General features: G+C 62.7%; 20 protein-coding genes and 1 pseudogene. 12 read left to right on the top strand and 9 right to left on the bottom strand.

Going from position 1 to position 21,432, the window contains the following annotated elements; genetic code table 11:
* The first annotated feature begins 242 nt into the window (after positions 1-242).
* The 5 genes from NKH63_RS07680 to NKH63_RS07660 all read left to right on the top strand — a co-directional run bounded on the left by NKH63_RS07680 (position 243) and on the right by NKH63_RS07660 (position 3,629).
* Positions 243-1,142, top strand: coding sequence for a DMT family transporter (locus NKH63_RS07680; protein ID WP_352494097.1), 900 nt, complete (start codon positions 243-245; stop codon positions 1,140-1,142).
* Complete coding sequence (locus tag NKH63_RS07675; RefSeq protein ID WP_352917774.1) at positions 1,139-1,768, top strand: LysE/ArgO family amino acid transporter; 630 nt, start codon at positions 1,139-1,141, stop codon at positions 1,766-1,768. Before NKH63_RS07680 ends, NKH63_RS07675 begins: the two co-directional genes overlap by 4 nt.
* Before the next feature lie 65 nt (positions 1,769-1,833).
* Complete coding sequence (locus tag NKH63_RS07670; RefSeq protein ID WP_352917773.1) at positions 1,834-2,673, top strand: hypothetical protein; 840 nt, start codon at positions 1,834-1,836, stop codon at positions 2,671-2,673.
* Between the two features lie 51 nt (positions 2,674-2,724).
* The gene (locus NKH63_RS07665) at positions 2,725-3,411 is read left to right on the top strand and encodes an LOG family protein (RefSeq protein ID WP_352850036.1); all 687 of its coding nucleotides are present in this window, start codon (positions 2,725-2,727) and stop codon (positions 3,409-3,411) included.
* Complete coding sequence (locus NKH63_RS07660) at positions 3,408-3,629, top strand: hypothetical protein (RefSeq protein WP_023721327.1); 222 nt, start codon at positions 3,408-3,410, stop codon at positions 3,627-3,629. Before NKH63_RS07665 ends, NKH63_RS07660 begins: the two co-directional genes overlap by 4 nt.
* Here the strand turns inward: NKH63_RS07660 and NKH63_RS07655 are convergent.
* Positions 3,626-5,680 carry a M3 family metallopeptidase gene (locus NKH63_RS07655; protein ID WP_352917814.1) on the bottom strand — a complete coding sequence of 685 codons (2,055 nt, stop codon included), beginning with the start codon at positions 5,678-5,680 and terminating at the stop codon, positions 3,626-3,628. The genes NKH63_RS07660 and NKH63_RS07655 overlap by 4 nt on opposite strands.
* 218 nt (positions 5,681-5,898) lie before the next feature.
* On the opposite strand from NKH63_RS07655, the gene NKH63_RS07650 reads away from it, so the two are divergent.
* Positions 5,899-6,327: a hypothetical protein gene (locus NKH63_RS07650; RefSeq protein ID WP_352917772.1), complete on the top strand. Its 429-nt coding sequence runs from the start codon at positions 5,899-5,901 to the stop codon at positions 6,325-6,327.
* A 114-nt stretch (positions 6,328-6,441) separates the two neighbouring features.
* Here NKH63_RS07650 and NKH63_RS07645 read toward each other — a convergent pair whose 3' ends face one another.
* The 3 genes from NKH63_RS07645 to NKH63_RS07635 all read right to left on the bottom strand — a co-directional run bounded on the left by NKH63_RS07645 (position 6,442) and on the right by NKH63_RS07635 (position 8,450).
* Positions 6,442-6,852, bottom strand: a complete 411-nt coding sequence (locus tag NKH63_RS07645; RefSeq protein WP_352917771.1) for a nuclear transport factor 2 family protein — start codon at positions 6,850-6,852, stop codon at positions 6,442-6,444.
* Positions 6,853-6,862: 10 nt separating this feature from the next.
* Positions 6,863-7,507 (bottom strand): carbonic anhydrase, encoded by a 645-nt coding sequence (locus tag NKH63_RS07640; protein ID WP_352917770.1) that lies wholly within the window; start codon positions 7,505-7,507, stop codon positions 6,863-6,865.
* Between the two features lie 154 nt (positions 7,508-7,661).
* The gene (locus NKH63_RS07635) at positions 7,662-8,450 is read right to left on the bottom strand and encodes a 3-hydroxybutyrate dehydrogenase (protein ID WP_352917769.1); all 789 of its coding nucleotides are present in this window, start codon (positions 8,448-8,450) and stop codon (positions 7,662-7,664) included.
* A 211-nt stretch (positions 8,451-8,661) separates the two neighbouring features.
* Between NKH63_RS07635 and NKH63_RS07630 the strand changes: the two genes are divergently transcribed.
* Positions 8,662-9,447: an acetoacetate decarboxylase gene (locus NKH63_RS07630; RefSeq protein ID WP_352917768.1), complete on the top strand. Its 786-nt coding sequence runs from the start codon at positions 8,662-8,664 to the stop codon at positions 9,445-9,447.
* Positions 9,440-10,595, top strand: a pseudogene (locus NKH63_RS07625) (patatin-like phospholipase family protein). Before NKH63_RS07630 ends, NKH63_RS07625 begins: the two are co-directional and overlap by 8 nt.
* A 24-nt stretch (positions 10,596-10,619) precedes the next feature.
* Here NKH63_RS07625 and NKH63_RS07620 read toward each other — a convergent pair.
* The 3 genes from NKH63_RS07620 to NKH63_RS07610 form a co-directional block, all read right to left on the bottom strand.
* The gene (locus NKH63_RS07620) at positions 10,620-11,645 is read right to left on the bottom strand and encodes a transporter (protein ID WP_352857100.1); all 1,026 of its coding nucleotides are present in this window, start codon (positions 11,643-11,645) and stop codon (positions 10,620-10,622) included.
* An 84-nt stretch (positions 11,646-11,729) separates the two neighbouring features.
* Positions 11,730-13,334 (bottom strand): inorganic phosphate transporter, encoded by a 1,605-nt coding sequence (locus NKH63_RS07615; protein WP_352917767.1) that lies wholly within the window; start codon positions 13,332-13,334, stop codon positions 11,730-11,732.
* 120 nt (positions 13,335-13,454) lie between these two features.
* Complete coding sequence (locus NKH63_RS07610) at positions 13,455-13,991, bottom strand: TetR/AcrR family transcriptional regulator (RefSeq protein ID WP_352641294.1); 537 nt, start codon at positions 13,989-13,991, stop codon at positions 13,455-13,457.
* A 150-nt stretch (positions 13,992-14,141) separates the two neighbouring features.
* Between NKH63_RS07610 and NKH63_RS07605 the strand changes: the two genes are divergently transcribed.
* Both NKH63_RS07605 and NKH63_RS07600 read left to right on the top strand, forming a co-directional pair.
* Positions 14,142-15,419, top strand: coding sequence for an efflux RND transporter periplasmic adaptor subunit (locus NKH63_RS07605; RefSeq protein ID WP_502896307.1), 1,278 nt, complete (start codon positions 14,142-14,144; stop codon positions 15,417-15,419).
* On the top strand, positions 15,416-18,499 hold the full coding sequence (locus NKH63_RS07600) for an efflux RND transporter permease subunit (protein WP_352480983.1): 3,084 nt from the start codon (positions 15,416-15,418) through the stop codon (positions 18,497-18,499). Before NKH63_RS07605 ends, NKH63_RS07600 begins: the two co-directional genes overlap by 4 nt.
* A gap of 70 nt (positions 18,500-18,569) precedes the next feature.
* On the opposite strand, the gene NKH63_RS07595 is transcribed toward NKH63_RS07600, so the two are convergent.
* Complete coding sequence (locus NKH63_RS07595; RefSeq protein WP_023721319.1) at positions 18,570-19,034, bottom strand: L,D-transpeptidase; 465 nt, start codon at positions 19,032-19,034, stop codon at positions 18,570-18,572.
* 603 nt (positions 19,035-19,637) lie between these two features.
* Between NKH63_RS07595 and NKH63_RS07590 the strand changes: the two genes are divergently transcribed.
* Positions 19,638-19,805, top strand: coding sequence for a hypothetical protein (locus NKH63_RS07590; protein WP_352641299.1), 168 nt, complete (start codon positions 19,638-19,640; stop codon positions 19,803-19,805).
* 78 nt (positions 19,806-19,883) lie between these two features.
* On the opposite strand, the gene NKH63_RS07585 is transcribed toward NKH63_RS07590, so the two are convergent.
* A complete protein-coding gene (locus tag NKH63_RS07585) occupies positions 19,884-20,570 on the bottom strand; it encodes a winged helix-turn-helix domain-containing protein (protein WP_352588153.1) in 687 nt (228 codons plus the stop codon).
* Between the two features lie 46 nt (positions 20,571-20,616).
* Here NKH63_RS07585 and NKH63_RS07580 point away from each other — a divergent pair, with 46 nt between their 5' ends.
* Positions 20,617-21,396 carry a response regulator gene (locus tag NKH63_RS07580; protein ID WP_352788054.1) on the top strand — a complete coding sequence of 260 codons (780 nt, stop codon included), beginning with the start codon at positions 20,617-20,619 and terminating at the stop codon, positions 21,394-21,396.
* Positions 21,397-21,432 lie beyond the last annotated feature (36 nt).

Here is a 21,432-nt window from a genome sequence, read left to right as displayed (position 1 = left end):
CGATCAGGCGGCGGGGGTTTGAAATGGCGGCTACTTCAGCACTTCGAGACAAAATCCGCGACGCCGGACCGAGCGCGCAGAGCGGTTCCAAAGGTTCTCAGCGCGGCCGGCACACAGCACCACCGGCAGCCTGCAAGCGCAGTTCCAGCGCGTCTTCAGGGCGTGCCGGCCGAAGCCCGCCAGGCTCTCGCAAACAGCTTGAATCGGCACATGCCTGCAATCGGCTCTAGGGGGAAGAGCCGATGTCGAAGCTTCACGCCAACCTGCTTCTCCTGCTTGCCGCCGCTTTGTGGGGTTTCGGCAATGTCTCGCAGAAGACTGTGCTCGGATATCTCGACCCGCTGAGCGCGGCCGGCATGCGCTGCCTGATCGCCGGACTTCTGGTGCTGCCGCTGATGATTGGAGAAAGCCGGGTAGCGAAGACCAAAGGTTTTCGCGCCAGCTTGGCAAGGGTCGGCGCGCTATTCGCCATTTCGATCGTTCTGCAGCAGATTGCCTATCTCGGCACCTCGGTCACCAATGCCAGCTTCCTGATCAGCACCGCGACCGTGATGACGCCGGTTGCAGCGTGGGTTCTGGTCGGGGAGCGGCTGACCGCGACGGTCGGGTTTGCCGCCGGCATGACCCTGATCGGCGCGCTGCTATTGTCTGGCGGCATCGCCGGCTTCAATGGCAACGACACGACGGTGGTGCTGTCGGCCGCATGCTATGCATTGTGGACGGTCGAGCTCGGCCGCCACATGCAAACCCATGGGCGCCCGTTTGCCACCATGGCGGCGCAGTTCCTCGGCACTGCGGCGGTCACCCTGCCGCTAGCCCTCTCGCATGGCAATTTGTCGGTCGCGACGGCACTCGATGCCTGGCCGCAACTGCTTGTGCTCGGCGTGTTCTCGACTGCCGCCGGCTTCGGCATCCAGACCGTTGCCCAGCGCTTTACCTCTGCCAGCCACGCAGCGGTGATCGTCAGCGCCGAAAGCCTGTTCGGCGCGACTGGCGCCGCCCTTTTTCTCGGTGAGCGGATCTCGCCCATGGGGGCTCTCGGCGCGATGATGATGCTCGGCACCATCCTCTATCTCGTCACCTCGCCCGGGCCGGCGAATCCGGCCGATCCCGTCATATCATCGCTGGAGGGAGCTCCATGAGCTTTGCCGACGCGAGCGGATTCCAGGCTGGGCTTGCGCTCGGCATGGCCTCGGTGGCCTCGATAGGGCCGAACAACCTGATGATGATCAGGGAAGGCTTGCTGCGCGGGCGGGTGATGTTCGTGGCGAGCCTGGTGTGGGCGACCTATGTCGCCCTGATCGCCATCTCCTATATGCTCGGCAGCTCGATCGCCGGCCTCGATCCCTCACTCGGAACGGCGCTCTCCTGGCTTGGCCTGGCGGCGGTCTCCTGGTTTGCGGTGAAATCCTTTCGTGCAGCATTGGCCGTCGGCGAGGCCGAGGACCGCTCCGGCAAGGCCGAGACCAGCCGCTCCTGCGTAGCCCGCGTCATGGGCGTGGTCGGGATGAACCCGCTGACCTACGTCGAGCGGCTGTTCGTGCCGGCGGCGTTCGGCCAGTCTTTCGCTGCGAGTGGTACGCAGCTCGAATTCATGGTGACGCTGATCCTGATGTCGGCGCTCGGCTGTTACGGCTATGCGCTCGGCGGCGGCCTCGTGGCGCCGCTGCTGCGCAGCCGTGCCAGCCTGCGCATCTTCGATCTCATCTCCGGGCTCATCCTGTCCACCGTCGCATTGGTCATGGCCGTGGGGCTCGTCTCGCCATGACCGCCCGTAGCAAACGCCCGCTCATCGTGCCGTCAAATGCCACCGCAGCTGAAAAGGAGGATCCAATGCAATTCGACAACGACCGTGCGCCGTTCGGCCGGCATTTCGCGCTTTCAATCTGGAACGACGCGCCGGCCAGCTGGCGTGATGCCTCCGGGCTGGTCGATCGCCTCTCCTTCGAGCCGTCGATTATCGACTTAAAACCGAAATCTGCCGGCCCCAGTCGGACCGCCCGGGCGGTGTCGCGATTTGCGGCTGCCATCCGGGCGCGCATTTCCGGTCCGGGCGGCTACTACAATCTTGGCAACGCGCTGGGGCTGGCAATGGGCGTGGCGATGCAGCTCACCACCGGCCCTGAATGGGGTGCCGGCACCCTGTTCGACTATTTTGCCGGCAGCGGCAGCGCCGTGGCGTTGACGCTGGCGACGTCGATCTTCTTCTGCAGCGGCGAAGTGTATCACCGCGCCTGGGCTGGCCGCGATGTCCCCGATCCGGCGCTTAACCGGCGCGCCGATCTCCTGTCGGGGCTCGGCGCGATCGGGCTCGGCGTAGCGCTGTTCCTGCTCGGCCAACCGGTGCTGGCTGCGACTGCCGGACTGCTGCATGCGTTGGGAAAATTCGGCAGCGCCGTGCCCGGCATGATTGTGCCCGGCTGGCCGGCCAGGTGGCCCGATCCGTTCCGCAGTGCAGTGTTGGCCAGCCGCCTGCCTGCGGCATTGGCGGCAGCCCTTTCGGCCGGCTCCGCCGTGCCTGAAGTGTGGTCGGGGGCCTCACCCGCCCTTGTCACCGCGCCGCTGACATTGCTCGCCTGCTACGCGCTGTGGGCGAGGGCCGACCTTCTGCTGTTTGCCGACGCCGGCGAAAGCCCACCAACCCGTTCCGCCGCGGCGGGGCAGGGCGACTAGAGCCGCGCCCGCAGGACCATCGTTCAACTGAAGCCAAATGGAGACAGAGCCATGTTCGGAATTTTCAATGACGACGATGCGCCTTCCCTGGAGGGGCTGTTCTATCCGACGCAGACCCGTATCGGCACCGTCTGCGTGTTCGGCGGCGCCCGCGCCGGCAACGACCGGCGCCTCGCGCAAGCGGCCGCGGCGCTGGGCCGCGAAATCGGCAGTGCCGGCATCCGCCTCGTCTATGGCGGCGGCGGTGAAGGGTTGATGGGCGCCGTGGCTTCCGCGGCGGCAGACGCCGGCGGCGAGGTGATCGCGATTGCGCCGCACTTCCTTCTGGAGCGGATGCGGATGCCGCGCGGCGTCGCCCAAATCATAGCGGTTCCGGACATGCACATGCGCAAGCGGCTGATGTTCGACTATGCGGATGCATTTGTAGCGCTGCCGGGCGGAATCGGCACCATCGAGGAACTGGCCGAAGTGATGACCTGGCGCAAGCTCGACCGGCACGACAAGCCGATCCGGGTCGCCGACTTCTTCGGTTTCTGGTCGCCCTGGCTCGACCTGCTCGATCATCTCGAGGAGCCGGGGTTTCTCAGCGGCCACGTGTCGACGGCATGTCTTGTTGCCGACGTGCCGGCGGCAATCCTGCCGATGCTGCAGCGCGGCGTCTGCTTCACGCAAACGCAGCAAGGGGCGAGTACCGTCGGGCGCACCGCTCAATCTCTGGCACCCGTGGCGACACCATGACCGGAGCTGTCGATATGAAGGACCGCTTCGAAGCCATAGCGAACCCAAGCTGCCGGTTCGATATCTGGGACAATGAGAGCGGCGAGCCCGTGGTCCATCGCGGCCGATTGCTCTCCTTTGCCACGACCAAGACGGCGGAGCGGATCGCCGGCTTCCTCAACGAGACAGCCGCGGCCGGTGAGGCCGAGCCGGCCCGAGAAGGGCCGGGCAAGGCTTAGACCAGTCCGCGCTTGGCCATCATTGCTTCCGGTGAAGGCATCTTGCCGCGGAAGGCGGTGTAGAGTTCTTCGGGGTCCTTCGAGCCGCCGGCGGCGTAGATGTTCTTGCGCAGCCGCTCGGCCAGCGCCGGGTTGAACGGATCGCCTGCTTCCTCGAAGGCGGCGAAGGCGTCGGCGTCGAGCACTTCCGACCACATGTAGGAATAATAGCCGGCCGAATAGCCATCGCCGGCAAAGATATGGCCGAAATGCGGAGTGCGGTGACGCATCGCGATGGTGTCCGGCATATTGAGCCTTTCGAGCGTTTCGGCTTCGAAACGAAGCGGCTCTTGCGGCGCCTCCGGGCGCGCATGGGAGGCCATGTCGACCAAGGCCGAGGCGGTGAACTCGACCGTGGCGAAGCCGGCGCCGAAGGTGCGCGCCGCCAGCATCTTGTCGACCAGCGCCTTTGGCATCGGCTTGCCGGTCTTGACATGCAGCGCATGTTTTTCCAGCACCGCCGGTACCGTCAGCCAGTGTTCGTAGAGCTGCGAGGGCAGCTCGACGAAATCGCGGCTGACCGAGGTGCCAGCGACCGATGGCCAGGTGACGTCGGTCAGCATACCGTGCAGGGCATGACCGAATTCGTGGAACAGCGTCTTGGCTTCATCGACCGACAGCAAGGCGGCCTCGCCGGCCGGCGGCTTGGCGAAATTCATGATATTGTAGATGACCGGCTTCGAGCCAGGACCAAGCTTATAGCCGGATTTGAGTGCACTCATCCAAGCGCCGGAGCGTTTCGAGGGTCGCGCGAAATAATCGGCGAGGAAAAGGCCGCGCTCGCTGCCGTCGGCATTCTTCACGACGAAAACACGTGCGTCCGGATGCCAGGTGGCAATGCCCTTCTTTTCCTCGAAAGAAATGCCGAACAATCGTGTCGCCACGTCGAAACAGGCGTCGATGATGCGGTCGAGCTGCAGATACGGCTTCAGTTCGGCCTCGTCGAAAGCGAATTTCTCGGCGCGCAGCTTCTCCTGATAGAAGCGCCAGTCCCAGGCGGCGAATTTTTCATTGCTGCCGGCCTCGGCCGCCAGCCGCTGCAATTCGGCCTGGTCGGCGGCGGCCTTCTCCAATGCCTTTTTCCAAACCGGGTCGAGCAGCGTATGCACCGCCTCCGGCGTCTTGGCCATTGTGTCGTCGAGCTTCAACGCGGCATATGATTCGTAGCCGAGCAGCTTCGCCTTTTCGGCGCGCAGGCGCAGCATGTCGCGCACTACGTCCGTGTTGTCGGTGGCGCCGCCATTCTGGCCACGCATGATGAAGGCGCGGAACGCCGTCTCGCGCAGGTCTCGGCGTTCTGAGAAGGTCGAGAACGGCTCGTAGATCGAACGCGACAAGGTGACGGCGTAGCGGCCCTTCTGGCCGCGCATCTCGGCGGCTTCCGCCATCGAGCTTTTCAGGAATTCCGGCAGGCCGGCAAGGTCAGCCTCGTCGAGGAACAGCGCCCACTCGCGCTCGTCGGCAAGCAGGTTCTGGCCGAAATTGGTGCCGAGCGACGACAATTCCTCGTTGATCGACGCCAGCCGCTTCTTGCCTTCGGCGTCGAGCTTGGCACCGGAGCGGACGAAGTTTTTCCAGGTCTTTTCCAGTACGCGCAGCGTTTCGGCATCGAGCTTCAGAGTCTCGCGGCGTTGATAGAGATCGTCGATGCGGGCAAAGAGGCGCTCGTTCATCGAGATCGCCGAGAAATGCCGCGACATCTTCGGCGAAATGTCGCGCTCCAGCGCCTGGATTGCCTCGTTGGTGTGGGCGCCAGCGCGGCACCAGAAGATCGACGAGACATGGTCGAGAGCCTCGCCGGCGAGTTCGAGCGCGGCAAGTGTATTGTCGATGGTCGGCGTCCCGGTGTTGCCGGCAATCGCCTCGATCTCGGCCTCATGGGCCTTCAGGGCAGCATCGAAGACCGGAGAAAAATCGCCGTCGCCGATGCGCGTGAAATCGGGCAGGCCGAGCGGCCCTTGCCATTCAGTCAGCGGATGGGCGGCGAGGTCGACGGCGGACGGCATGGGCAAACTTTCGCTGGATGGCGGGAGGAGGCGGATCGTCACCGATGTAGGACGCCGGCCGGCTCCACGCAACAGCGCCTGGTAGCGCTGAAGCGTGCCCACATGGTGCCGTGAGTATCGTTCGAGCCGAATTTTATGCCCACCAAGATATTATCTTGTAACCTGCATTTTCCTTCGACTGAGGCTTCCACTCGTATCCTGACACCCGATCCAAAGGAACCTTAATGAGAGTAGAATTCTATGGTCTCACCTTCGACCTGCCTGCTGGATGGGTAGACATAGCCAGCGATCTTCCTGAGGGATCGCCACCTACCTTAGCCAAAGAAACGGACGGCTGCGGCGCGATTCAATTCTCTATTGCGAAGTATCGTCGCGGAGAAAAACCAAACGTAGACTTTAACGTTCTGAGAACATTTATGATTCAGTTTTGTCACAATAATTCCATAGATGTAGGACATATCACAAACATCGAGTCTGACGGTATAACCTCTGTTGGCGTATTGTCAGAGACCGGGGATCAATTGACATCTGCCTGGTATTTGTCGAATGGGAATGATGTTGTATTCATGACATACGTCGGGATGGCTAATGATACGGATTGTCTGAAAGAATTGGGCGTTGCCAAAGCAATCGTGTCGTCTATATCGTTTTAGGGACTTCGATATCGGGTGGAATTACGGGAATTACGACAACAGTGCACTTTTTAGACGTGATAACGCGGGCAATTCCAGCGACCGTCACCAAAAAGTCGCGGGCGAAAAAGCCCGTCAGTAGCCGTCGCAGTTTTCGGCGATCGCGGCTTGCGAGCTAGCGGTGATCTGGTCGTTGGCGACCGCAAAGGTCTCCTGCATCAGCATGTCGTTGCTGGGAAAATCATAGCAGGCGATCACAGTGGTGACGCCGCCCTCGGATTTCTCAATCCGGTGGCGGATTTCGGCCCCGGCGACGGCACCTTGCCACTCGGCGATCGAGGCGATGAATTCCTGCTTGCTTTGCACGACGCCGAGGTCGTCGAGCTTGATGCGGACGTTGTCGGCAAGCAGGTCCGACAATTCGGTGCGGTCGGCGACCAGCAGTGCCGAATACCAGCGGTCGATGATCGCGCTATCGTCGGCGCTGGCGACATTTGCCGAGCACAGCAGTGCTGCCGCCGCGAACACGAACCGAGCTCGCACCATGCCTCGTCTCCTACTCCGTCTCCGGCCGCTCGAAATCGCCGGTGTCCTTGTTCATCACCCAAAGCTCGCCGGTCGAAATATCGAACCAGGCGCCATGCAGCGACAGCCGCCCTTTGCCTTCGAGGATCGAAACACAAGGGAAGGTGCGCAGATTGGCTATGGAATAGCGGATCGAGATGCGCTCCAGCGCGGTCTGGCGCTCGGTCGCGGTCATGAAGGTGCTGGACGATACGGTCTCGGCCGCCGGCGCGATCAGGCTCATCCATTTGCCGATGAAATCGCCCGGCGACAACGGTGCGGCCGTGCTGTCGAGTGCCGCGCGGATGCCGCCGCAGCGGCCGTGGCCCATCACCACGATGTTCTTGACCTTGAGGTTCTGCACGGCAAATTCGAGCGCCGCCGATGTCGAGTGGAACTGATCGTCGGGCGCATAGGGCGGCACCAGATTGCCGACATTGCGCAGCACGAACAGTTCGCCGGGCCCGGCATCGAAGATCGCTTCGGGCGCGGCGCGGGAATCGCAACAGGCGACGATCATCGTTTCCGGTGCCTGGCCCTCCCGCGCCAGCGAGCGATAACGGCCGCTTTCGGTGAGATAGCGGCCACCCATGAAACTGCGGTAGCCGGCGAGAAGATGCTCGGGAAGGTGGGGCATGGGCAGCGGTAGGAGCCTTTCCGGGTTAAGGCACGGTTCAATCCCGAAAGGCTCTAGCGCATCGGCCCGAAAATCGGAACCGATTTTCGGAAGCGCGGAGACGCAGGTTCAAAGCATTGCAGCGTACTTTGTAGGTCGGCTCTCTCCAGAGTGCCTACTGCGCCGTCCAGCCGCCATCCATCGGCAAGGTCGTGCCGGTAATCTGCTTGGCCGCATCCGAGCACAGGAACAGCGCCAATGCCGCAAGCTCCTCGACGGTGACGAATTCCTTGGTCGGCTGGGCAGCGAGCAGCACGTCGTGCTTGACCTGTTCCTCGGTCATGCCGCGTGCCTTCATCGTGTCGGGGATCTGCTTTTCGACCAGCGGCGTCCAGACATAACCAGGTGCGATCGCATTGACGGTGATGCCGGCTTGCGCTGTCTCCAGCGCCACTGTCTTTGTCAGGCCAGATATGCCGTGCTTGGCCGCCACATAGGCGGACTTGAAGGGCGAGGCGACCAGCGCATGTGCCGACGCGGTGTTGATGATGCGGCCCCATTTGCGCGCTTTCATGCCGGGCAGCGCCGCCTTGATGGCATAGAAGGCCGCAAGCAAATTGATGCGGATGATGGCTTCCCATTTTTGGTCGGGAAATTCCTCGATCGGCGCGACATGCTGGATGCCGGCATTGTTGACCAGGATGTCGAGGCTGCCGAAGGCTTCCTCGGCCTCGCGGACCATGGCAGCCACCGCCGCGCCGTCCATCATGTTGGCGCTGGAGTAGCGGCACTGGACGCCGAAATCGGCTTCGATGCCGGCGCGCTCCTGTTCGATGGCGGCCGCATCGCCGAGACCGTTGATGGTGATGTTGGCGCCTTCGGCGGCAAGGGCGCGGGCAATCGCCAGACCGATGCCGCTGGTCGAGCCGGTGACGAGGGCGTTCTTGGACGACAGGAAACCCATGATGATCTCGCGAAAGGTAGGAGGGAACGGCGATGCTTGGTGTGCGTCGCAGCATGACCATGCCATCGCCGTGTGTCGGCGCGATTACAGCGCTGTGGCAGTCCAACGGCCTTCAGGTGCTGGCGGCAGGCTGACACGGCGTTGTCATGGTGCGTGCAACATAACCGGTGCGCAATCGCGCGGTCATTCCTGCAGTACATGGGGGAGCAGCTTGGAAATCGCCGATGTCGTGAAGCGCGCCTATGCGATGCCGCTCACCAACCCGTCCTTCCCGCCCGGGCCCTACCGTTTCTTCGACCGCGAATACGTCATCATCACCTATCGTACGACGCGCGAAGCCCTCGAGGCCGTCGTGCCGGCGCCGCTGGAAATCGACGAGCCGCTGGTCAAATACGAGTTCATCCGCATGCCGGATTCGACCGGCTTCGGCGATTATACCGAGACCGGGCAGGTCATCCCGGTCCGCTTCCACGGCCAGCATGGCACCTATGTCCACTCGATGTTTCTCGACGACGATGCACCGATCGCCGGCGGACGCGAGCTCTGGGGCTTTCCCAAGAAGCTTGCCAGCCCGAAGATCGTGCATGAGGGCGAAGTGGTTGTCGGCACCTTGCATTACGGCAGCGTTCTGTGCGCCACCGGCACGATGGGCTACAAGCACAGGCCGGCCGATCACGGCCAGATTCTCGCCTCGCTCGCGGCGCCCAATTTCCTGATCAAGATCATCCCGCATGTCGACGGCACGCCGCGCATTTGCGAGTTGGTACGCTATCACCTCACCGACGTGACGTTGAAGGAGGCCTGGACAGCGCCGGCGGCGCTCGATCTCAGGCCCCATGTCATGGCCGACGTGGCGCGGTTGCCAGTGCTCGAGATCGTCTCGGCGGTTCACTTCATCGCCGACCTGACGCTCGGCCTTGGCGAAGTGGTTTACGACTATCTCGCCGGACGCGAGCGGTCAGTCAGTCCAAATCTGGAGGCATTCAGTCGTGCTTGAACGCAACACCAAGAAGGCCGCCACCATCGAGGAAATCTCGGCGCAATACGACCGCGTCGCGCTGGTGTTCCAGGGCGGCGGTGCGCTGGGCGCCTAACAAGGCCGGGGTGTACCAGGCATTGGCCGATGCCGGCTGCGAGCCGACCTGGTTCTCCGGCGTGTCGATCGGCGCGATCAATGCAGCGATCATAGCCGGCAACGAGCCGAGCCGCCGGCAGCAGCGGCTCGAGCAGTTCTGGCAGACCATTTCCGGCCGCAAGATCTGGGCCTATACGCCCGAGGGCGACATCTACCGGGACATCCGCAACCGCACCAGTTCGTGGATGACGATGACGATGGGCCAGCCCGGCTTTTTCAAGCCGCGCCATCCCAATCCGTGGTTCGAGCAGTCGGGCGCCGAGGGCGCTACCAGCTTTTACGACACCGCCGAGCTTAAAGAGACGCTGGAGAGCCTGATCGATTTCGACGTGCTCAATGACGGCAAGAAGCGGCTCAGCGTCGGCGCGGTCAATGTCAGGACGGGCAATTTCGTCTATTTCGACACCGAGAAGGTGCGCATCGGACCGGAGCACATCATGGCAAGCGGCGCGCTGCCGCCGGCCTTCCCGTCGATCCGCATCGAGGGTGAGTATTATTGGGACGGCGGCATCGTCTCCAACACGCCGCTGCAATATTTGCTCGACCAGGAAGAGGACCGCAGTTCGCTGGTGTTCCAGGTCGATTTGCTCAGCGCCCGCGGCGCCTTGCCGCGCGGCATGGCCGATGTTTTGTCACGGCACAAGGACATCATGTATTCAAGCCGCACGCGCCAGAATACCGACAACTTCCAGCGCATCCATGCGTTGAAGATGAAGCTGCTCGATGCGCTGAAGCGCGTCCCCGTCGAGTTACTGAAAGAAGGGGAGCAGGAATTGATCGCGGACTATTCGGATGCCGGCGTGGTCAACATCGTCCACCTGATCTACCAGCACAAAGGCTATGAGGGGCACGCCAAGGATTACGAATTCTCGGGCACCTCGATGCGCGAGCATTGGGAGATGGGGCTGAAAGACACGCAGCGGACGCTGCGCCATCGCCAATGGCTGACACTGCCGACCAATGTCGAGGGCGTCGCCATCCACGACCTGGACCGCGAAGATCCGACTTAAAGCGCGCCGCGCGCCTGACCGGCCTCAGAACCGCAGTTTGGCGCCGGCGCGCAGCAAAAGCCAGTAGAACAGGCCGGTCGCGCCGACCGCGAGCAGCATCGTCAGGATGAAGCCGCTGGGGCTGTCGGTGAATGGCAGCCCGCCGGTGTTCATGCCGAATATGCCGACGATCAGGGTGCCCGGCAAAAGCAGCGCGCTCATCACCGCCAGCGCCTTGAGGCTGCGGTTCGATTCGTCGGCAAGCTCGGCCGCAAGCTCCTCCTGCAGCAGCCTTGCCCGGTCGTTGATCATGACGACCTCGCGGTCGAGCCGTTCCAGGCGGGCAGCAAGCCGGCGCAGAACTTCATGTGCGCCGGCGGAAAGGTTCCAGGCGGAACGGTCTTCATCCTGGAAAAGTGCTGCCAGGGCCGAGATCGGCCGATGCAAGGATACGGCAAGGCGGCGCACATCCTTCAGCTGTCGTCTTTCGTCGGCAAGTCGCTCGGTCACGAGATGGTCCTCGACCGCATCGAGCCGCTTCGTCGCCGCGGCGAGCCGCAGGCTGGTGGTCTTGCAAAAAGCCATGACCAGCGTTTCGAACAGCTCGAATGCTGTGGCGGGCCGCAGCCCCGCGGCAAGGGCGGTGTGCACTTCCTCCACCGCCGCGAGCGGATGGCGGCGGCCGGTGACCAGCAGCCGCTCCGAGACCGCAAAATGCAATCTGCCGATGGTCGTCGACTGATGGGCGATCTCGCCATGCAGGTCGGCGGAAATGCCGTGGACGACGCCATTCTCATGCGCCAGCACCAGGCTGTCCTCATGTCCTTCGAGGATTGCGTGAGCCGACGCCGGCAGCGCGCAGGCATGGCTGACCCAGGAATGGGCGCGCCGGTCGACAAGGTCGACATGCAGCCAGACCCAGCCGTCCAGTGAGGCCAGCGCGGCCTCTGTGTCCCGGGGCGCCAGCGATTCGGGAGCTTTGCCGGGAGCGGCATGATAGGCCCAGACCAGCCCGGGGGCATGATGCTGGTCGTCCGCGGCAAGCAATGTCAGATGCGATGCGTCATTCATGGCCGCCGCCGAGACAATGCACGTTCAGGATCTGGGCGGCGCCGGAGCCGGCGCCGCGACATTCTGGCCAAGTCCTATCCCCGCTCAGAATATCTGGCGGAAGATGACGAACAGCACGAAGGCAAGACAGATGGAGACCGGAAGGGTCAGTATCCAGGCCATCAGCATGTTGCGCACTGTCGACCATTGCAGGCCCGAGCCGTTCGCCGCCATGGTGCCGGCAACGCCCGACGACAGCACATGGGTGGTCGAGACCGGCAGGCCGAGATAGTCGGCCGATGCGATGGTCGCCATTGCAACAAGCTCTGCGGACGCACCCTGGCCGTAGGTCAGATGGCTTTTGCCGATCTTCTCGCCGACGGTGACGACGATGCGCTTCCAGCCGACCATGGTGCCGAGGCCGAGCGCCAGCGCGATGGCGACCTTGACCCAGAGCGGGATGAACTTCGTCGCGTTGTCGACCGCCTTGTGATAGGTCGTCACCGCCTTCAGGTCGTCGGTCTCCATCGGCAGCAGCTTCTTCTTGTCGATCAGTTTCAGCGCTTCACCGATAAGATAGATGTTGTTGCGGGCGTTGCTGACCAGCGTTGTCGGCAGCTTTTCCACGGACGGATAGGGCGACAACATTGCGCTAGTGTCGTGGATGAAGCTCTGCAGCGCAGGCGTGGTCTCGTCCTTCCAGGTCTTGGTGCGAACGGCGTCACCGACCACGGTCGCCGCGTCGGTCACGGCGACGCCGGGCTTGACGTATTTGCCGAGTACCGTTTCGACCTGCGTCGCCGCCGATTTGTAGGCTTCGAGATAATTGATATCCGGCGTGCGGTTGAGCGCGAAGGCGGTCGGCACCACGCCGATCAGGATGAGCATGATGAGGCCCATGCCCTTTTGCCCGTCATTGGAGCCGTGGGCAAAGCTGACGCCGGTGCAGGTGAAGATAAGCAGCGCCCGGATCCACAGCGGCGGCGGGGCGCTCGACTTCGGCGCCTCGTAAAGCTCGCGGTTCCTGACCAGCAGCTTCATCACCAGAAGCAGCAGCCCAGCCAGGCAAAACCCGACCAGCGGCGAGATCAGAAGCGACAGGCCGACATTGCTTGCCTGCGACCAGTCGATGCCGCTGGTGATGGAACCGGCCGGCGCCGTGAACTGGTTGGCGAGGCCGACGCCGATGATCGAACCGATCAGCGTGTGCGAGCTCGAGGCAGGCAGGCCGAGATACCAGGTTCCGAGGTTCCACATGATCGCTGCGACCAGCAGCGCAAAGACCATGGCCAGCCCGGAGCTTGATCCGACCTGAAGGATCAGTTCGACCGGTAACAGCGAAATGATGCCGAAGGCGACCGCCCCGCTGGCGGTGAGCACGCCGAGGAAGTTGAAAAAGCCGGACCACATCACTGCAAGCTCGGCCGGCATGGAATGGGTGTAGATCACCGTTGCCACCGCATTGGCGGTGTCGTGAAAACCGTTGACGAATTCGAAGCCGAGCGCGATCAGCAGCGCCAGGCCAAGCAGAATCCACGGCACCGCGACGGTGCTGGTCAGGTCCTGGCTGAGCGCGTAGCCGACATAGGCAAGGCCGCCCAGGATGATGACGGCAAAGGCCGGCAGAAACCATTTGCCGGTGCTGTTTGGCCGGTCGAGCGGATGCTCCGGCCTTGGAATTCCTGCTTCGCTGGAAACAATATCGACCATACCCCACTCCTCTTGCGTTGCAGCAAAGAATGGGAGGACGCTATGTCGGCACAATGAAGCCTGTGTGACGGCAGAGCACTTTGAGATTGGAGCAGATAGTGCTGGACGGTGGTTCCTGATCTATTCCGCGATCTCCAGCAGGGTCGATATCAGCAACCGGCGCTCGTCGGCGGAGAGAATGTCCGAACCGAACAGATTCATGCTGCGAAGCCCTTCGATAGCGAGATAGCAGACCAGCAGCGCCTTGAGATTCGGCGTCTCCTCCTTCAGCCGCTCGAACACTTGCCGCCTGAACGATTTTATCGGCGTCAGGAAATCGGGATCCTCGGCAATCGCCGAAAATATCCAGGTCGCCGACGGTTTCGACTCCTCGGCATGCTCGGCCGAAAGCCTGATATAGGCCGCAAGCGGGCTCTCACCGCTGACGCCGTTGGTGCGGGCGGCCTCAAGCGCCTGTTGGAACGCGCTGAGGTAATCCTCCACCAGCGCCTGCATCAATTTCGCCTTGGTCGGGAAATTGTAGAGAAGACCACCCTTCGACACGCCGGCACGGCTGGCGACCGCATCCAGCGACAGGCTGCCGGGACCCGTCTCGCGCGCCACGTCGGCGGCGGCGGCGAGGATCTTCTCGCGCGAATTTGTTCTGCGGGCCTTCATCAATCGTTCCCCATTCATTAGCTTAAGCGGAATTGACAAGACCGTCCAGACGGTACAGTAAGATTGCCGTCATTTGAAATTGGGACCAGTCACAGGTATGTGTTCCGGTCATCCGACCGTTATGCTGGGCCATGGCCGAGGGGACTGTTCGTGATCAAGCGCTTCATCATCGCCTTCATTCTGCTCGTGCTGGTGTGCGGCGGCATCGTCGGATTCAACCTGTTCCGCGACAATGCGATCAAACAGTTTTTCGCCACCATGAAGCCGCCGGCCGCGACCGTGTCGACGGTCATCGTCAAACCGATGTCCTGGACGCCCGGCGTCGAGGCGATCGGTACTGTCAGTGCCGTGCGCGGCGTCGACCTGACCGTCGAAACCGCGGGTATCGTCAAGGACATCCAGTTTCATGCCAATCAGAAGGTCGCCGCCAACGCCGTGCTGCTGCAGCTCGACGATGCCGTCGAGCGGGCCGACCTCGTGGCGTCGAAGGCGCAAGCCACATCCGACCAGACGACGCTGATGCGCGCTCTTGAGCTGCAGAAGCGCGGGGTCGGCACCGACGCTACGCTGGACACGGCGCAGGCGGCAGCATCGGTCTCCTCCGCGCAGGTAAACAAGCTGCAAGCGGTGCTCGACCAAAAGCAGTTGACGGCCCCTTTCAAGGGCACCGTCGGTATTCCGAAAATCGACATTGGCCAGTATCTCACACCCGGCACCGCCGTGGTGACCTTGCAGGACATGGACACGATGCGTGTCGATTTCACCGTGCCGGAGCAGCAGCTTCCGCTGCTGAAGATCGGACAGACGGTGCGGCTGGGCATTGGCGGCGGCGACATGCCGTTCGCCGGCAGCATCCGCGGTATCGATCCGAAGATCGACCCGACGAGCCGGCTGGTGACGGTGAGGGCGGAGGTCGCCAATCCTGAAGGCAAGCTGACGCCCGGCCAGTTCGTCCAGGTGCGTGTCGAACTGCCGGAGGAGAACAACGTGCTGGCGCTGCCGCAGACTGCGCTGACCTCCAGCCTGTACGGTGACTTCGTCTTCGTGGTGCGCCCGGCCAAATCCGCAGAAGTCAACGGCGCGGCTCCCGACGCAAAGCCGGAAGAAAAACCAGCCGCGGATGCTGCCAAGCCCGCTGCCGAAGCACCCGCGGCAAAACCCGAAGAAAAGCCGGGCGCTACCCCAGCCAAACCGGCAGCGGAAGCCAAACCGGCAGCGGAAGAACAGAAGCCGCAGCTCGTGCTCGCCCAGGTGTTCGTCAAGCCAGGCCGCCACAACGCCGGCCTGGTCGAGATCCTGGAAGGCATCCAGCCCGGCGACGAAGTCGTTACCGCCGGCCAGAACCGGCTCTCCAACGGCATGTCCGTTGCCGTCGACAACACAATCGATCCGAGCAAGCCGGGGAACCAGCAGGCAGCCCAGCAATGAGCTTTTCCGACCTCTTCATCCGCCGCCCGGTCCTTTCGACCGTGCTTGCCTGCATGATCCTGCTTCTGGGTTTTCAGGGCATCTTCAACCTTTCGATCCGGCAGTATCCAGAGGTTGAAGAAACGGCCATCACGATCACCACGGCCTATCCCGGCGCCAGCGCCGACCTGATCCAGGGGTTCATTTCCGCGCCGATCGCGCGTGCTGTCGCTTCGACCGAAAACATCGATTATGTCACGTCGGCGAGCCGGCCGTCATCCAGCACCGTGACAGTGCAGATGAAACTCGGCTCCGACCCCGACGTTGCGCTGAACGAAGTCCTGTCGAAGGTTCAGAGCGTTCGCGGCGATCTGCCGGACGAAACCAAAGACCCGGTGATCGTCAAGGGCACCGGCCAGCAGTTCGCGATGATGTACATCTCGATGCAGAACCCGAACATGACGCCGGAACAGCTCACCGAATATATCGAGCGCGTCGTGCGGCCGCGTATGTCGACGGTCGAAGGTGTTGCCGACGTGCAGATTTTCGGCGCCGCCGAATATTCGATGCGTGTCTGGATCGACCCGATCAAACTGGCGGCGCGCGGTGTGACGGCGGCGGAAGTGCTGACCGCCATTAACGAATCGAATTTCCTCTCCGCGCCCGGCGATACCGAAAACGAATATGTGGCTTCCTCGATCACGGTTCGCTCGACCCTGCAGACGCCGGAGGCTTTCGCTGCCCTTCCGCTCCGCTCGAAAGACGGCAATGTGGTGAGACTGCGCGACGTGGCCCGCGTCGAGCTCGCCGCGGTGAACACCGACACCAGGGTCACCTTCAACGGCAAGCCCGGCATCTTTCTCGCCATCTTTCCGACGCCGGCCGCCAATCCACTGACCACCGCGGCGGCGATCCACAAGATTGTGCCGACGATCCAGGAGACGCTGCCGCTCGGCATGACGATCGAGATCGTCTATGACTCGACCGAGCAGATCAGCGCGTCGATCGAGGAGGTGTTCAAGACCATCGGCGAGGCGGTCGCCATCGTCATCGTCGTCATCCTGCTCTTCCTCGGCTCGTTCCGCTCGGTGCTGATGCCGATCGTGACCATTCCGCTGTCGCTGATCGGCGTCTGTTTCCTGCTGTTTTCTTTGGGTTATTCGATCAACCTTTTGTCGTTGCTGGCCATGGTGCTGGCGATCGGACTGGTTGTTGACGATGCCATCGTGGTGGTGGAAAACATCCACCGCCACATGGAGGAAGACGGCTTGTCGCCGATGCAGGCGGCTTTCAACGGCATGCGGGAGATCTCCTCCGCCGTCGTCGCCATGACGATAACGTTGGCCGCCGTGTTCGCGCCGCTGGCCTTCACCGGCGGCCTGACAGGCGCACTGTTTCGCGAATTCGCAGTGACGCTTGCCGGCTCGGTGGTCCTTTCGGGTGTCGTTGCCCTAACCGTCACGCCGATGATGTCGGCACGCATCCTGAGGGCCGGCTCGCACAGCCGCTTCCAGCGCATTGTCGACAACACGTTCGGGCGCGTCGAAAACGTCTATGAGCGGCTGGTCAGCGGCTCGCTGAAATATCGCCCGGTGACGCTGATGATCGTCATCGCACTGGTCGCCACGACCGGCTTCATGTTCACCAAGACCGCGAGCGAACTGGCGCCGGAAGAAGACCAGGGCTTCTTGCTGTCTATTGTGAACGCACCGCGCTATGCGACGTCGGACTACACCGAGACCTATGTGAACCAGATTCTCGGGCTAGTGAATGATATCCCCGAAACCAGGGCGCGGTTCTCCGCCGTCGCGTTCCAAGGCCCGACGAACAGCGCTTTCGTCGGCTTTGCGTTCAAGGACTGGGCCGAGCGCGCGCGCAGCTCGAAGGAACTTCAGGAAGACATCACTGCCCGCCTTGCCAAGGTGGCGGGCGTCGAGGCTTTCGTCTTCGCACCGCCGACACTGCCCGGCTCCGGCGGCGGCCTGCCAATCACGATGGTGGTGCGCTCGACCGGCGAGGCCTCCCAAGTGTACGAGGCGGCCGAGAACATCAAGAACAAGGCGCAGGCCTCCGGTCGCTTCCTCGCGGTGCAGAATTCGATGTCCTACGATGCGCCGCAAGTGACGGTGACGATCGACCGCGACCGCGCCGCGGCACTCAACCTGCCGATCGCCGATATCGGCCGGACGCTGACCCTCTTGGTCGGTGGCGCCGAGGTGGCGCAATTCGACCGCGAATCCAACAGCTACGACATCATCCCGCAGGTGCCGCAGAGCTTTCGCGACAATCCCGAAAAACTGGGGGAGTATTTCGTGCGCAGCGTCTCGGGTGAGATGGTGCCGCTCTCTGCGGTGGTGAAGATCTCGACCAACGCGTCGCCGGCGGCGATCGAGCAGTTCAACCAGTTGAATTCCGCAACGATTTCCGCCCTGCCGCTGCCTGGCGTCACCACCGGCGACGGTTTGAAAGCGATCGAGGATATCGCCAAGGAGAGCCTGCCCGACACTTTCTTCATCGACTATACCGGCCAGTCGCGGCAGGAGAAGCAACAGGGCTACACGATCATCATCGCCTTCGCGGCAGCCGTTCTCGTCATCTATCTGGTGCTGGCGGCGCAGTTCGAAAGTTTCCGCGATCCGTTGATCATCATGATGGCGGTGCCACTCTCGATCTTCGGCGCGATCGTGCCGCTTAATGTCGGGCTCGGCACCCTCAACATCTACACCCAGGTCGGCTTGATTACGCTGATCGGCCTGATCACCAAGCACGGCATCCTTCTGGTCGAGTTCGCCAACCAGCAGCGTGAAATGCACGGCATGCGGCGGCGCGATGCGATCATCGCGTCGGCCAAGGTGCGGCTGCGGCCGATCCTGATGACGACGGCGGCGATGGCGCTCGGAGTGGTGCCGCTGATCATCTCCAGCGGCGCTGGTGCCGCGGCACGCTATTCGATGGGCCTGGTGATCTTCACCGGCATCCTGGTCGGAACCATGTTCACGCTCTTCGTGGTGCCGATGTTCTACACGTTTATCGCCAGCAAGGACCTGCCGCATCACGCCGAAAAGCCGGACCCCAAGCTGATGCCGGTGATGCCGGATTAGATTGTACTAACATTGCACAATAAAGAAGGCCGGATTTCCGGCCTTTCTTGGGAGCTACGAAAAGCATCGCTCATTTGACGATGACGATGCTGGTGTTGGCCGGGCCGAAGACCTCGACGAGCTGATAGAAATCGGCGGCGTTGTCCGGATGCAGACGCACGCAGCCATGCGAGGCCGGCTGGCCGAGGCGCTTGATGGCGCTTGTCGCATGTACGGCGTAGCCGCCGCTGAAGAACACCGAATGCGGCATCGGGGCGTTGTCGTATTTCTTCGAATACCACATTTCATGCATGCGGGTCGGCTTGAACGAACCGGTCGGCGTGACGTGCGTCCTGTCGCCGGTCGAGACTTTCCAGGCGAATGTCGGCCGGCCGTCGACCAGGATTTCCATGGTCTGCTGCGATAGCGACACACGCGCGACGATCTTGTTGGCGGCGGCGTGGGCTGCGCTGTTGCCGGCACTGACAAGCAAGGCAGCACCGGTGATGACGGCGGCGGCGATGTTGATGAGCTTGGCGGAAATGGCGGTGTACATGATGTCTCCCCTATTCTGCCGGTCGGGGCCGGCTCAATTCGATGACCGGCTTATCGGGGCGTCATGTTTCGAGCCGATTTCGCTAGATGCTCGTTTGTGTTTCGATTCTGTTTCCCCCGGGTTAACAGAAAACGCCGTGCAAAGCGGCTTACAGCTGTTGGACGTCGTCATGACAGCGGCGGCGTGTTTGCCTAAGCGGATCAGCCAAACCGCGGCACGAATACGCGATTGTCTTTCGTTTGAGAGGAATTCCACCTGACTCCGAAACCGAGCTGCAACAAAGCGCGGCCTCGGCGGCATGATCCGGATACAGCGAACGGGCAAAGTTGACGTAACGAAAACAGCGGGCAACGAACGATCGGAAGCCAACACTGTTTTCGCTACGGTCTGGATTGTCTGGACAGTTTCCAGCCTGCGCGTCGACCGGCTCAAGCCCCTCTGGCGGGGGCGGCTTAGAGCCGTTGAGGATGCGCGGCGCCTCCGGCAACTTGCAGCCGAGAGGACCGAAGGCCCGCGCCGCAACGGGGGGCTCCGCTGGCGGCGGGGGCGCTTCGGGGGTTCCCCTGAAGCGCCCGTAAATCCCAATTTTGAGGAAAGAACAGGATGAAAACGAAATTCGCCGCTTCCGTGCTTTCTGCCCTGCTCTACGTGCAGGGCCTGCTCGGCATTGCCGGCCTCGCAACCGTGCTGCTGAAGGAACGTGCGCATGCCGGCGAGGTCAGCACGAACAGTGACATGCCGTCAGGCCCGTCGCTTCTCGTGGCGCGCTGAGGAAAGAGCATCGGACCCAAAAGCGGGAACCGGTTTTAGGAAAATCCGATACTCAAAAAAGGGGTGGCTGTCCTGCATTCAATCGGCGAATTGCGTTGGCGGATCGAACCGGTAACCCGCACCCCGTATGGTGGTGATGGTTTCGGTGTCGAGCTTGCGGCGCAGCCGCACGATGCGCGAATCGATCGACCGGTCGAAGGCTTCGGCATTTTCGGCGGGCGCGGCGGCGATGATGTCGTCACGCGTCAGCACCTTGCGCGGGCTGGCCAGGAACAGCCTGAGCAGCGCCACCTGCCCGGCGGACAGCTGTTCTTCCGTGCCCGAGCGGTGCATGACGATGGCCGACCGGAGATCGACGGTCGCGTTCTCCAGCACGATCAATTCCCCGGCGCTCCTGCCGCGCCGAGCCAGCAGGCCGCCAACGCGGGCGGCAAGCTCCCTGACATTGAGCGGGCTTTCGACGACGTCGGCGGCGCCGAGCTCGAGCGCCAGCACCTTGTCGACCAGATCGGCCGGGCGGCAGATCAGGATGAAATCCGGTCCACCTTCGCCGCCATGTCGCCTGAGCAGGTCGCGCCCCTCCGCCTGGCTGACGCTGTCGCCGACAACCACGACATCGATACCCTTTTCAGAAAGCAGCGATTCGGCTTCCCACGGCTGTCGCGCGGCGCGGACGTCATGACCGCGTCGCTTGAGATGATCGGCGAGATCGGTCGCAATTACTTCAGCGACGGAAACAAGCGCGATGACGGATCGTGCAGCCATGTTTTTCTACCCCGCATACGGCAACCCAAGAAGAGTGCTGGACATCATGTTTATACCCAATCTACTTTCCGCTGAAAGCGGGAGCGAACGCATCGTGCGGGCACGAATTGTCATTGTCGAGGACGAGCCCGACCTGAGGGACGCGGTCGCCGAGTATCTCGGCGCCAGCGGCTATGATGTGGCCACGGCCGAAAGTGCGGTGGCGGCGCGCGACCTGTTGGAAGCCCAGTCCTTCCATCTGGCCATTCTCGACATCGCCATGCCGGGCGAGGACGGCCTGTCGCTCGGCCGCTGGATGCGGTCGAAAATGCCGATCGGCATCATCTATGCGACGGCCGCCGGTACCGCGCTCGACCGCATCGTCGGACTGGAGCTCGGCGCTGACGACTACATCGTCAAGCCTTACGAGTTGCGCGAAGTGCTGGCCAGGGTGCGCAGCGTGCTGCGCCGCGTTCCGGAGCCGACCGAACCACAAAAAGCCAAGGCTGAAACATCCGGTGGCCGCCGGTCCGTGAGCTTCGGCGCCTTTCACGCCGACCTCGACGGCAGGCTCGTCACCGGCGCCAACGGTGCGGTCATCGACATGGCCAAGAGCGAGTTCGACGTGCTGGAGGTGTTCCTTACCCGCGCCAACCGGCTGTTGACGCGGGCGGCGATCTCCGAGGCGATCGGTTTCGTCGAGGACGCGGAATCGTCCCGCGCCGTCGACATCCGCATCATGCGGCTGAGAAAGAAGATCGAGGCGGATCCGGCCAATCCGAAATTCCTGCGCACGGTGCGCGGCGAAGGCTATATCTTCTCGCTGCCAGCCGGCGAAAATAACTGAGGCCTGGCGGCTTGAGCAAGCCACTGCCAGGAAATG

Source organism: Mesorhizobium sp. M0960, from assembly GCF_040319055.1.
In the GTDB taxonomy this organism is placed as follows: Bacteria; Pseudomonadota; Alphaproteobacteria; order Rhizobiales; family Rhizobiaceae; genus Mesorhizobium.
This window is presented reverse-complemented; position numbering and strand designations above follow the sequence as displayed.

What these genes read in the sequence shown, in the direction of transcription:
- NKH63_RS07680 (WP_352494097.1), top strand. Translation starts at nt 243, where the DNA reads ATGTCGAAGCTTCACGCCAACCTGCTTCTCCTGCTTGCCGCCGCTTTG.
- NKH63_RS07675 (WP_352917774.1), top strand. Translation starts at nt 1,139, where the DNA reads ATGAGCTTTGCCGACGCGAGCGGATTCCAGGCTGGGCTTGCGCTCGGC.
- NKH63_RS07670 (WP_352917773.1), top strand. Translation starts at nt 1,834, where the DNA reads ATGCAATTCGACAACGACCGTGCGCCGTTCGGCCGGCATTTCGCGCTT.
- NKH63_RS07665 (WP_352850036.1), top strand. Translation starts at nt 2,725, where the DNA reads ATGTTCGGAATTTTCAATGACGACGATGCGCCTTCCCTGGAGGGGCTG.
- NKH63_RS07660 (WP_023721327.1), top strand. Translation starts at nt 3,408, where the DNA reads ATGACCGGAGCTGTCGATATGAAGGACCGCTTCGAAGCCATAGCGAAC.
- NKH63_RS07650 (WP_352917772.1), top strand. Translation starts at nt 5,899, where the DNA reads ATGAGAGTAGAATTCTATGGTCTCACCTTCGACCTGCCTGCTGGATGG.
- NKH63_RS07645 (WP_352917771.1), bottom strand. Translation starts at nt 6,852, where the DNA reads ATGGTGCGAGCTCGGTTCGTGTTCGCGGCGGCAGCACTGCTGTGCTCG.
- NKH63_RS07640 (WP_352917770.1), bottom strand. Translation starts at nt 7,507, where the DNA reads ATGCCCCACCTTCCCGAGCATCTTCTCGCCGGCTACCGCAGTTTCATG.
- NKH63_RS07635 (WP_352917769.1), bottom strand. Translation starts at nt 8,450, where the DNA reads ATGGGTTTCCTGTCGTCCAAGAACGCCCTCGTCACCGGCTCGACCAGC.
- NKH63_RS07620 (WP_352857100.1), bottom strand. Translation starts at nt 11,645, where the DNA reads ATGAATGACGCATCGCATCTGACATTGCTTGCCGCGGACGACCAGCAT.
- NKH63_RS07615 (WP_352917767.1), bottom strand. Translation starts at nt 13,334, where the DNA reads ATGGTCGATATTGTTTCCAGCGAAGCAGGAATTCCAAGGCCGGAGCAT.
- NKH63_RS07610 (WP_352641294.1), bottom strand. Translation starts at nt 13,991, where the DNA reads ATGAAGGCCCGCAGAACAAATTCGCGCGAGAAGATCCTCGCCGCCGCC.
- NKH63_RS07600 (WP_352480983.1), top strand. Translation starts at nt 15,416, where the DNA reads ATGAGCTTTTCCGACCTCTTCATCCGCCGCCCGGTCCTTTCGACCGTG.
- NKH63_RS07595 (WP_023721319.1), bottom strand. Translation starts at nt 19,034, where the DNA reads ATGTACACCGCCATTTCCGCCAAGCTCATCAACATCGCCGCCGCCGTC.
- NKH63_RS07590 (WP_352641299.1), top strand. Translation starts at nt 19,638, where the DNA reads ATGAAAACGAAATTCGCCGCTTCCGTGCTTTCTGCCCTGCTCTACGTG.
- NKH63_RS07585 (WP_352588153.1), bottom strand. Translation starts at nt 20,570, where the DNA reads ATGGCTGCACGATCCGTCATCGCGCTTGTTTCCGTCGCTGAAGTAATT.
- NKH63_RS07580 (WP_352788054.1), top strand. Translation starts at nt 20,617, where the DNA reads ATGTTTATACCCAATCTACTTTCCGCTGAAAGCGGGAGCGAACGCATC.